Annotated in this window: 9 protein-coding genes; 1 reads left to right on the top strand and 8 read right to left on the bottom strand. The window is 41.5% G+C overall.

Features of this window, described 5'->3' with window-relative positions; all coding sequences use genetic code 11:
- Nucleotides 1-153: 153 nt before the first annotated feature.
- From thiD to FYJ84_RS13980, 4 genes are all read right to left on the bottom strand, one after another.
- Nucleotides 154-936, bottom strand: coding sequence for a bifunctional hydroxymethylpyrimidine kinase/phosphomethylpyrimidine kinase (thiD, locus tag FYJ84_RS13995; RefSeq protein WP_154408209.1), 783 nt, complete (start codon nt 934-936; stop codon nt 154-156).
- A gap of 72 nt (nt 937-1008) precedes the next feature.
- Nucleotides 1009-4038 (bottom strand): type I restriction endonuclease subunit R, encoded by a 3030-nt coding sequence (locus FYJ84_RS13990; protein ID WP_154408208.1) that lies wholly within the window; start codon nt 4036-4038, stop codon nt 1009-1011.
- 516 nt (nt 4039-4554) lie between these two features.
- Nucleotides 4555-5049 (bottom strand): AAA family ATPase, encoded by a 495-nt coding sequence (locus FYJ84_RS13985; protein WP_154408211.1) that lies wholly within the window; start codon nt 5047-5049, stop codon nt 4555-4557.
- Nucleotides 5050-5110: 61 nt separating this feature from the next.
- Nucleotides 5111-6184, bottom strand: a complete 1074-nt coding sequence (locus tag FYJ84_RS13980) for a PDDEXK nuclease domain-containing protein (RefSeq protein WP_235901516.1) — start codon at nt 6182-6184, stop codon at nt 5111-5113.
- A 159-nt stretch (nt 6185-6343) separates the two neighbouring features.
- Here FYJ84_RS13980 and FYJ84_RS13975 point away from each other — a divergent pair, with 159 nt between their 5' ends.
- Nucleotides 6344-6955, top strand: a complete 612-nt coding sequence (locus tag FYJ84_RS13975; protein WP_154408206.1) for a restriction endonuclease subunit S — start codon at nt 6344-6346, stop codon at nt 6953-6955.
- Here FYJ84_RS13975 and FYJ84_RS13970 read toward each other — a convergent pair.
- From FYJ84_RS13970 to FYJ84_RS13955, 4 genes are all read right to left on the bottom strand, one after another.
- Complete coding sequence (locus tag FYJ84_RS13970) at nt 6952-7485, bottom strand: restriction endonuclease subunit S (protein ID WP_205764284.1); 534 nt, start codon at nt 7483-7485, stop codon at nt 6952-6954. The genes FYJ84_RS13975 and FYJ84_RS13970 overlap by 4 nt on opposite strands.
- 12 nt (nt 7486-7497) lie before the next feature.
- Nucleotides 7498-8484 carry a site-specific tyrosine recombinase/integron integrase gene (xerA, locus tag FYJ84_RS13965; RefSeq protein ID WP_154408205.1) on the bottom strand — a complete coding sequence of 329 codons (987 nt, stop codon included), beginning with the start codon at nt 8482-8484 and terminating at the stop codon, nt 7498-7500.
- A 110-nt stretch (nt 8485-8594) separates the two neighbouring features.
- Nucleotides 8595-9845, bottom strand: coding sequence for a restriction endonuclease subunit S (locus FYJ84_RS13960; protein WP_154408204.1), 1251 nt, complete (start codon nt 9843-9845; stop codon nt 8595-8597).
- A gap of 31 nt (nt 9846-9876) precedes the next feature.
- Nucleotides 9877-11391, bottom strand: coding sequence for a type I restriction-modification system subunit M (locus tag FYJ84_RS13955; protein WP_154408203.1), 1515 nt, complete (start codon nt 11389-11391; stop codon nt 9877-9879).
- Between the last annotated feature and the right edge of the window lie 352 nt (nt 11392-11743).

Genomic DNA, 11743 nt, shown 5'->3' with positions numbered 1-11743 from the left:
CAGAAAAAAAGTAAGGGAAGATAAAAAATACTATATATCGTTACGAAGCAAAAAGGTCTATCAAGCCGCATAAATACTGTCTTGATAGACCTTTTTTAGTTTAACAACTGTCAAAGATGGGATTATAACACATAACCCTGACAAAAAGAAAAGTCATTTCAACGCATAGCCATGATTCATAGGGCCGCTGCCCCTGCCAAGATCCAGCATATCTGCCAGTGCCCCGGAAATATACTCCTTGGCCAGCCTGACAGACTCCGACAGCCCGCAGCCCTTGGCCAGATTGCTGGCAATGGCGGAGGACAGGGTACAGCCCGTCCCATGGGTGTTGGGATTATCAATGCGCTTCCCGTCAAACCAGGTCAATTCCCCATCCTTATACAAGAGGTCATTGGCATCATTGATGCTGTGACCGCCCTTCAGGAGAACGCCGCAGCCGTATTTCCTGCCGATTTCCCCTGCCGCCTTTTCCATGTCCTCTTTGCTGGCAATTCTCTCGCCCCAGAGCACCTCCGCCTCCGGGATATTGGGCGTCAGCACAGTTGCCAGGGGAAACAGCTCCTGCTGCAGTACCTCCACCGCATCGTCAGCAATCAGCCGTGCCCCGCTGGTAGCCACCATCACCGGGTCCACCACCACATGGTTCGGCTGATACTGCCTGAGCTTTCCGGCTATCATCCTGATTAAATCCTTGTCGGAAACCATGCCTATCTTTACCGCATCCGGGAAAATATCCGTAAAAATGCAGTCCAGCTGCTGCCCAAGGAACTCCGGCGTCACATTCATAATCGCCGCTACCCCTGTCGTATTCTGCGCCGTCAGTGCCGTAATGGCACTCATGCCATACACCCCGTTGGCCAGCATGGTCTTCAAATCCGCCTGTATCCCGGCCCCGCCGCTGCAATCACTGCCTGCTATTGTTAAAGCTGTTTTCATATTCTCACGCTCCAAATATCACTTTACATTGTATTGTGTTCACATCTCTACATACATTGTAGACCATTTCTCTTATATTGCTATGTTTGCACTCATGAGCTCCGCCTGCTTAATCACAGTAATAATAGCTGCCTTTGCCTGCTCCGGCGGATATTTATATTTGAGGAGCAAACGCTTAACCTGTACACGCATATAAGCCCTGGCGGATTGTTTCTTATCCCAGTCCACAGTTCTATTCTTCTGAATTAAAGCCGTAAGTTCCTGCGCCATTTCTACCAGTACAGAATCCTCCATATTGCGCAATACCTCCGGCTCGGCTGACAAAGCATAATAAAACGCCAATTCATCCGTAGATAATCCCTTGTTCTGCCCAACATTAAAGGAATCGGTCATTTCCTGTGACAAATTCAACAGTTCCTCAATAACCTCTGCACTGGTTATCATACGATTATTGTACCTGTTAAGCACAGTCTTCATCTTTTCAGAAAACAGCTGGGATTTAACCACGCTAGTTCTTGATAGCACCTTGATATTATCAACCAACAATTTTCTCAGCATTTCCGCTGCCAGATTTTTGTGTTTCATATTGCGAATCTGCTTCATGTATTCTTCTGAGAGCAACGATATTTCCGGATTTTTCTTGCCTGTCTCCGCAAAAATGTTAAACACGCCATCCTGCTCAATTGCCTGTTCCAGCATCTTGACAATTCTGGCATTAATTTCATTAGCGGTAATCTTTCCTCTGCCAGCCACTTTGCATAAACCAGCTTTTACACACTTAAAAAACTCAATTTCCTGCTTAGTCCTGTCATCCAGCATGCTGCGGCACAAGGTTTCAGCCTGCCCCAATGCCGTAGTTTCCCTAACTATTCCCTTTATTTCCTCGTCTTCCAGTCCAAGTGCAAAATCAACACCATCCGCAATAATCTTTAATCTTTTCACATCGGAATCACCAAAAAACTCCATATAGCTAAAGCCATAGAAATAGTCCCGCATTATTTCCAGTTTTGCCATCGCCACAGAATATGCCAAACCAACATCAGGCACCTTATCCTGGTCACGTTTGGTATACTGATTCAACGCCAGCTTCAAATCCGCCACCATACCAATATAATCCACTATCAGCCCGGCTTCTTTGTCCTTGTATACACGATTTACTCTGGCAATCGCCTGCATCAGATTATGCCCCTTCATCGGCTTGTCAATGTACATGGTAGCCATTGATGGCACATCAAAGCCGGTGAGCCACATGTCAACCACTATAGCTATCTTGAACTCACTAGCATTATCCTTGAACTCCACCATCAAGGAATCCCGATATGCTTTATTGCCAATGAGGTCATGCCATTCCTCCGGGTCCTGGTTGCTAGCCGTAAGCACAACCTTGACTTTTTCCTGCCATGATGGTCTTTTCTCCAAAAGCAGCTTATACAGATTGATGGCAATACGCCTAGTCATGCAGACAATCATCGCTTTGCCGGTGAGTACATATTGGCGGTCTTCGTAATGGGCAATAATATCATCTGCCAACATTTCCAGCCGTTCCTTGGCTCCCACAACAGCCTCAATAGAAGTCAGGTCTTCTTTAGATTTTTCAACTACATATTCACCTGCTTCTTCTGCAATATTCTCGTATTCCTGATCTATCTTTTGTAAGATTTCTTCATTTAGCTTGAGCTTGGCAGTCCTATTTTCATAGTAAATAGGCACAGTAGCACCATCCTCCACTGCCTGAGTCATATCGTACACATCAATATAATCGCCAAATACTTCAATGGTAGATTTATCCTTCAAATCTATAGGCGTACCTGTGAAGCCGATAAACGTAGCATTAGGCAATCCGTCACGCATGTATTTTGCCATGCCATATTTCCATTCGCCAGTAGTGCGGTCAAGCTTGCCATCAAGCCCATACTGGGAGCGATGTGCCTCATCTGCCATAAAAATAATATTGCTGCGGTCGTTGATAATCCCCTCGCCCTCAGAGAATTTCTGAATGGTAGTGAAAATGATGCCACCAGCCTTTACTTTCAGCAACTCTACAAGATGTTCCCTGCTCTCTGCCTGCTTTGGCACCTGGCGCAATAAAAGCTTTGAGCTGGCACTAAATGTATTGAACAGCTGATTGTCCAGGTCATTTCTATCCGTCAGCACCACCAAGGTAGGATTGGCAAATTCCGAATCGCTGACAATTATTCCTGCATAGAATACCATAGAAAGACTCTTGCCTGAGCCCTGGGTATGCCAAACTACACCCACCTTGCGACTTTTTGCTTTTAACGCCTCTTTCGTCCTGGCTACAGATTTGCGCACCGCAAAATACTGATGATATCCGGCAAGGATTTTAACAGTCTTCCCCTGAATATCCTGAAAAACAATAAAATTACGCACAATATCCAGCAGACGGGATGGCGGCATCATGCCATTAAGCATGATTGTAAAGAAGTCAGTAGCATTTTCTGCTGGCTTCTCCCCGTTCTCCGACTTCCATGCCATGTAGCGGGTGAAATCCGAGGTAATAGTGCCAACCCTTGTATCTATCCCGTCACTGATGACATTAAAAGCATTGTAGTAAAACAAAGATGGTATATCCAGCTGATAATTCTTGATCTGCTTATAGGCATTCTCAACAGTTGTACTGTTATTAGCCATATTCTTTAGCTCAAACAGCACCATGGGAATACCATTGATAAATACTATCACATCTGGACGCTTCTGTTTATGCTCAATAATCGTATATTGGTTTATCACCTTAAAATTGTTTTTCTCTGGATGCAGAAAATCTACTACTTTGACGTTAAATGTCCTGTTTTCTCCCTGTTGCTGATAAGACACAGGTATTCCCTCAATCATCAGCTTATGAAAGGATGCGTTCAGTTCCTCTAGCCTCAACAAGCCCAAATCTTTGATAGCCTTGTATGCCTCATTGAGAATATCCATCGTAATGCCCGGATTAATGCTCATAAACGAAGATTTTACGCAGTCCTCTAATAAGACCTCATGATAATCGCGCTCAATATCAGGTCCATATAAATATTCGTAGCCTAAACCTTGGAGTTCAGCGATGATTGCCTGCTCCAGCGTGTTTTCGTTAATCGGCATTACTGCCACATCCTTTCACATAGGTGCTTATGTATCTTTACTTCGGAGCAATATCAATTACTTCGGAAAAAATGTTTTGCTAGTACTAGCATTAGTATCAGTATCAGTATTAGTATTAGTATTAGTTAGTGCAGGGGAGCTGTCTGAAAAATAACAGCAAATCTCCAATGGTCGGAGAGGCAATGCCAATGCAGGCACGCTCGCGCTACTATCCACGCCTAGCGGATGCTAAACTCACGCTTCGCCTGCGGCTCGCGACGTCGCAGCACAAGACAACGTATTGCAGTTGTCTTGTGCTGGGTGATATGCCACTGGCATATCACCCGCCGCGCACCGAGGCGCGTCTCAGTGCCTTGCATTGGCACCGCCTTCTCCCCCCATCACATTACCTGCCAATAGTTACAATCGCAGGACAGCTCCCCACCTAATTATCAGCAAATCCTTATATTTCGCCTAAACATCTTCTTCATAACAGCTCTGCTATATTTTGAACTCAGAAATTGAAATTTGACAGTATTACAACTGCTTTATCTCATTGGCAATCACAGCCACAGTTTTGGCGTTCGTATCAATTTTAATGGTATTGAGTGCTTGGTACATCGGTATTCTTGCTATGCTTCTCTCAATTACATCTTCAGAACGAATACCTCTTTCTACATCCATTGATAATCTTTCACACAGAGTCTTTTCATCCGCTATAAGTGAGACGCATTTCACATCACAGTTCTGTGCATCAAGATTTTTAAGTATGAAATCGATAATACTCTGCTCGTGCATCACCCAACAAAAAATGATATTATCGTATGCAGAACACTTTAGAAAATTATTGAGCAAGTAACAAATATTATTCATCACCATTGCTTTTGTTTCATCGGTTACTTGGAACGGACTTGCATCCCAACACCAATCTCCGTCAAGAAATACGCTATTCGGTAAATCCTGTTTGAGCAGTTGGCACACAGTTGTTTTCCCAACTCCCATAGTGCCACCAATCAAATATAAAGTTTTCATCATTCACACCTACAAATTCCTATTTTACGCACATAACTTGCCATTTATCGGAGCAGGTATTTTATGTGAACGCATCTTCTAGCCCTGCTTCAATTTCTTCAATAGTCGGCATACTGCCTTTATAATCATCTGGCACAAGTTTTGAAAGTTCGTAACTCGAAATACCCAATGGCTGACTAGTAGACTCTAAAGCATATTGAGCTTCCACACTATCCATATCCTTACATATCAACAACCCTAATGTAGGGTTATCCGCTTCTGTTTTTAACTGATGATTAACCGCTACTACATAAGTGCCCAATTGACCAGCATAGGATGAATCAAACTTACCCGTTTTAATTTCTACCACAACATAGCAATGCCTTTTTGTGTTATAAAATAACATATCAATAAATTTCTCAGATTCACCAACTTCTATTCGGACTTCTCGCCCCATATATGCAAAGCCAGTACCAAGTTCAATGAGAAAATTATTAACTTTATCAATCAAAGCATCCTTTAATTCTTTTTCATTGTATCTTTCATGCATAGTCAGGAAATCAAAATTATATGGATCTTTTGTAATCTCCTGTGCTAGATCGCTTTGTATAGCTGGAAGCGTATCGGTGAAATTTGTAATAGCTTTTCCCTGCCTATTATATAAATCTGTGTCAAGGAAATTAAGTAAAACATTACGCGACCAGTTGTTTTCAAGTATCTTTCTAGCGTAGAATAGTGCTTTATCGATATTTCCTTTGCATTTATCAATAATCAGTTTATTATGTCCCCATGGAATTCTAAAAATTATGCTAAAATCTTTCTCAAATTTGATGGTATCTTCATGTGTTACCAATTCGTCCCCAACTTGGGGACGAATCTCAGCACATTGATATAACTCATAAAAATATCGCATATATTTAAGGTTGGTTGGAGAAAATGATTTTATTTCTGGTAATAATTTATTCAAATCTTCACTAACTATTTTGTAGAAATCCGAACCATATCCGTATTTTTCACTCATTGAAGAAATATCTTTTCCTAATTTCCAATAAAGCATTAACATTTCTTCATTTACCTTTATTGTAGCTCGAATTTGGCTTGTCTTGAATTCCTTAGAAAAACTAGTAATCCATTCTCTATATTCTTTATTTGCCATTACTAATTTGCTCATTTTTAATTATTCACTTCCTCAAAAACAACACAATTTCTCTATAAAATTTGATATTTCCACTTTGCTCCCAACTTGGGAAGGATTTCATAATTCAATGTTAGAAACAAGAAGTTGTGTGCGTAAAACAAGAATTTAGAGCAACAAATGCAAGCTCTCTACAAAGCTTGGTTCGTTGATTTTATTCATTTTAACGGTGCGAAACCTGATAATTGGACAATAAGTTCGCTTGGTGAGGTAACTAATATGGGAGCGGGAGGAGATAAACCAAAGATTATCTCTGCAATTCAAACGGAAGAATGTCCGTACCCTATTTACTCCAATGGTTTAAGCGATAATGGATTATACGGCTACACTAACACCCCCAAAATATATGATGAAAGTGTTACCGTGTCTGCACGAGGTACAATCGGTTTTGTGTGTATCCGCCATACCCCATATGTTCCTATTGTCCGTTTAGTTACTTTAATCCCCAATACGGAAATAATCAGTGCAAAGTATCTATATTTATACCTAAAGCAACTTAATATCACAGGAACAGGAACAACACAACAGCAACTTACTGTTCCTGATTTTAGAAAGACCGAAATTCTTGTTCCGGATAAAGAAACAATGTCTGCGTTTACGGATATTATTACACCATTGTTTTCAAAAATATGGGCAAATGAAAAAGAAAATGCAAGCCTATCCACCACAAGAGATACGCTTTTACCGAAACTAATGTCCGGCGAACTTGATGTTTCTGAAGTGAACTTCTAAGCCGCTAAATTCTTGTTTACCTCCGTATTTGCTGCAATCTTATCATCCAGTGATTTCAAAATACCGGATATTCGTTTCTGCTCCTCATAATCCGGAACCATTATCTCCAGATTCTGAACTACATCCGTCTGAACTCTCTGTCTTCCGGATGATCCAACCATCGACTTTATCGCTGGCTCGCGAACAAGTGGACTGTAAACCAAATAGTAGATAAAGTCCTCATCTATACCATCTTTAGCGCGAAACACAACATACTCCGTAGATCCAAAGCCAACCTCTCCGTCATCAAGAACCGCGACCTTTGCAGTTTTTCCGTTTTCCAAACATGGAGTGATTCTGGCCATGATCGTATCTCCATTACGAAATTTTGTGCCGCCGGAGAATGGCTCCAGCTCATATCCCGGTATATCCCGGCAAAAAGGCTGTAACTTGTCCATAGCGACCTTCTTGGCAACTACGCCTTTTGCAAGGGATTCCCTTGGATTAAAATCCGCTATGTCTTTCAGTTTTTTCATTACCCATTCAGCCATATTTTCACCATCCTAACCTATGTATTTTCTGTGTGCCAATTTTACATTGCTTTGTTTTACCATCGCATATTGCAGTGTCGTATCAATCCGCTTATGGCCAAGCAGCTGCTGCAGCTGTTCAATCGGCATTCCTTTATCAATCGCCATCGTTGCAAGTGTTCTTCGGAACTTATGCGGATGGACTTTTTGTATATCTAACTGTTTACCCATTTCACGCAGACGAGATTCGATACCGCCAATTTTGATTCTCTCATGCGGAGAACGCAGAGTAACGAACAATGCCGGATTATCATCCGTTCTGCTATCAATGTAGTTTTGCAAATGAATCTTTGTCCGGGCATCAAAATAAACAATGCGTTCCTTATCCCCCTTACCGAATACTACACATTCACGCTCGTTAAAATTGATGTCTGCTTTGTTCAACAAAACCATTTCGCCAATACGCATTCCGGTAGAAGCAAGCATATCAATTATCGCTAAATCCCGAAGTTCTGTGCAGCTATCACGCATTTTCTCCAAGTCCTCATCTGTATAAGTTTCCTTGATGTTAGTCGCCGTTTTCACCTTATGAATGCGACGAACAGGACTTTTCAGAATGTAATCTTCATCCTCCAACCAAGAGAAAAAACTGGATAAAATCCTGCGGATATTGTCAATCGTCACACGGCTAGACTGATTTCTGCTCTGATAATCTGTCAAATAGGAACGCAGGTCTTCCGTCTGAATATGACGAATACCTTTGTCTGTAGAAGCTACCATCGTTTCAATGGTTGTTCGATAATACTTCAAAGTCTTCTCTGAGCATCCTTCAATCCGCTTTGCTGAAACAAAAGCGTCTATCAGCTTTGGGTTATCATTCGTATCCTTCTTTTCTGTCTGTGCTGTAATCTCGCAGCCAAACAGTGTGTTTTCAAGCACCTTTTGCAACTGCTGCATTTGGGCATTGTCGAGGTGTGGTAGCATTTGCTGCATCACCTCGGAAATAATTTGTTGTTTCATAGGTCATTCTCCTTCAAATTTATTTTCCAGAGAACGACTCAACGGCAGTTCCGTTGGCTTTATCTCCCGCCGTTGGTGGGAGTATTTAGGTTAAACAAGAATTTAGCAGCTTAAAGATTCAGATCTGAAACATCGATCTCGCCAGACATCAGCTTTGGCAATAATGTATCGCGTAAATCTGCAAGATGGGCACTTTCAGTTTGTCTCTGCGAGATCATGTCAAACATTGGAGCTACAGTCTCATGGAATCGAGTGAGTATATCCTTTGGAGGAATCAAAACAGAGGTATTCTTGAAATCTGTCTTATTAAATTTGGGCTGAGCAGATCCTCCTTTTATTCCCTGGATGAGCGCTTGACCTTGGAGATACTTAAACCAAATATAAAGGTAGTAGCGCAAATGGTCATCCTCTGGTCTAAGCATAATAATGTTATTTCCGAGGGTCATGCGACCATCCAGCTTCGGGCAGAGGAATACACTACCCACATCACCAACATTGGAAATGATTATCTCTCCGCCATATAGAGTAGATTTGGATAAGAACTCATAGGAATGCTTGTCCACAAAGACGCTAAAGGAACCCGACTTCAAATCGGTGTTTCTGATGAAATAAGCGTAGTTTGGCTCTTGATATAGGTTGACATTTGCTTTTAAAGACGCAAAGCTGCCATTGGCCACATAGTCTATTACGAGCATAGGCAAACTGCCTACCTTAACAACTGCGAAGTCCTCTGGTATTTCTCCAAACTCAGAGTTTACACGAGGTTTGTTAGAAGATAAGCAAAATGTAGTAAACCAAGAGCGAAATAACACAACCGCTTGCTGCTCTAAATTCTTGTTTATACGAACATTGCATCTAATTTTATTGTCAATAAAATCTAATAAAGATACAATTTTCTTTTGCTCATTTAAGGATGGTAAATCTACTTCTAAATTTTCTATCATTCCCTTAGTAAGAGCATTTCTTGTTGCCCCACTAGAAGCAAGCGCCAATAATTCGAATTTCTTCATTTGGAGAAAATATAAAATATACGAACTCAAAATTTTATCCTTATCAGCACGCACTATACAAACGTGCTGATTAATCCTTGCAGGCAAAATAGAATTATCAACGATGCATACTCTAGCCACAGAATCTCCAGTAATATTCAGCAAAACATCATCAGGCTTTATTGTTACACTATTCAATCTAGCTGCTTGAACTTCATCAATATATGCTAAACCTTCATGTGAGAACTCATAATCCAAAACGTTCTGGCTTCTAATCAAGGAAATACCTCGTTCTTTATAAGCATTTTTACCACCTTTAGGCGTTGCACCACTTCCAATCTTAGTGCAAACATCTTTCAACTTAACAATCATATTCTCCCCCTCTTACTCCATCGTGAATATATTATTCACCATACCCAATAGCTGCAAGATTTTTCTTTATAGCTTCTTCCAAAGAATGAGATTCCTTAAATAATCCGTAAAGCTCAGTTGTTAAGCGGGCCATCTTTTCCTCAAACGGCTCACCATCATCTTCCTGTTCAGGAATACCGACATATCTGCCAGGAGTCAAAATATATTCCTGCTTTTCAATACCCTCTAGTGTTATCGAAGCACAGAAGCCCTTTACATCTTCATATTCTTTTCCCTGACGCCAATTATGATAGGTCTTAGCAATCTGCTGAATATCTTCCTCAGATAATTCCCTAACCTTACGGTCAATCATGTGCCCTAAATTTCTGGCATCAATAAACAGTACCTTGCCTTTTGCTGCATCTGTTTTGCCCTTGCGCATGATCCAAAGAGATACAGGTATACCTGTAGTATAAAACAACTGACCTGGCAAAGAAACAATGCACTCCACCACATCATCCTTAACCATGTTTGTCCGGATAACGCCTTCATTGGATGTAGTGGTGCTCAAAGAACCATTTGCCAATACTGTACCTGCAACACCGCCAACAGGATTTAAGTGATGCAGCATGTGCTGAAGCCAGGCAAAGTTTGCATTACCAGCTGGTGGAGTACCATATTTCCAACGAATATCTTCCTGCAATCGCTCTCCGCCCCAATCAGAAATATTGAATGGCGGATTGGCAAGTATGTAATTCGCTTTCAAGGTTTTATGCTGGTCATCATGGAATGAATCTGCATTGTGCTTGCCGAGATTTGCTTCAAGACCACGAATAGCCAAATTCATTTTAGCCAGCTTCCATGTAGTTGGATTGCTCTCCTGTCCAAAAATAGAAATATCCATGATGTTACCCTGATGTTCCTTGACAAAACGGGCAGACTGACAGAACATACCGCCAGAGCCGCAAGCTGGATCAAAGATTTGTCCCTCAAATGGCTCCAGCATTTCAACCAAAGTACGCACAATGCAGGATGGCGTGTAAAATTCCCCGCCCAGCTTTCCCTCGGCAGAAGCAAATTTTCCGAGAAAGTATTCATATACCCTTCCCAGCACATCTTTCTCCTGGGCAGCGGTAGTGCCAACATCAATGTTTGTAAAAAGAGTAACCAACTCACCCAGCCTGGTCTTATCCAACTCCGGACGAGAATAATTCTTTGTAAGCACACCTTTTAAAGCCGTATTATCCTTTTCGATGGCATCCATTGCATTATCAATGACTTCGCCAATATCTGTGCTGGTTGCATGTGCCTTAATATTTTCCCAGCGAGCATCAGTAGGCACCCAAAAGATGTTATCTGCGGTATATTCGTCACGGTCTTCCTCATAACCATAGCCCTCTGCTTTCAATGCTTTATACTTCTCAGTAAACGAATCAGATACATACTTTAAGAATATCAATCCCAATACCACATGCTTATATTCTGCTGCATCCATATTTGAACGCAGCTTATCAGCTGCCAGCCACAATTTTTCCTCAAAACCTACATTTGTCGTACCTGTTGCCATCTTCTCCCTGCTCCTTTACTTATTTCTTATTCTCATGTAAATATTGTACCACAAACTAACAAGTATTCCACATTGTCACTTCATAATACCTGTTATTGCTAACACTTATACCACTGATTTTTTAGAACTTATATATTGTACTTATGTTGTAAACATGATAAAATATGGGTATTGCAGGATTATGCCTGCTGAGCGAACGCGATAGTGAACGTACTCCCGCCTATGGAGGCGGGAGCTTCCTGTTTCAGCGAGTACAGCACTACTAGCTCAAAAGAGCTGCGGCGACTTACACACTCTCCACAGGCGTAGATTCCCGTGCGACCCACGGTACTTTATTATTTACATCAGGCAG

Source organism: Anaerovibrio slackiae (assembly GCF_009695585.1).
Classification (GTDB): Bacteria; Bacillota; Negativicutes; order Selenomonadales; family Selenomonadaceae; genus Anaerovibrio; species Anaerovibrio slackiae.
This window is presented reverse-complemented; position numbering and strand designations above follow the sequence as displayed.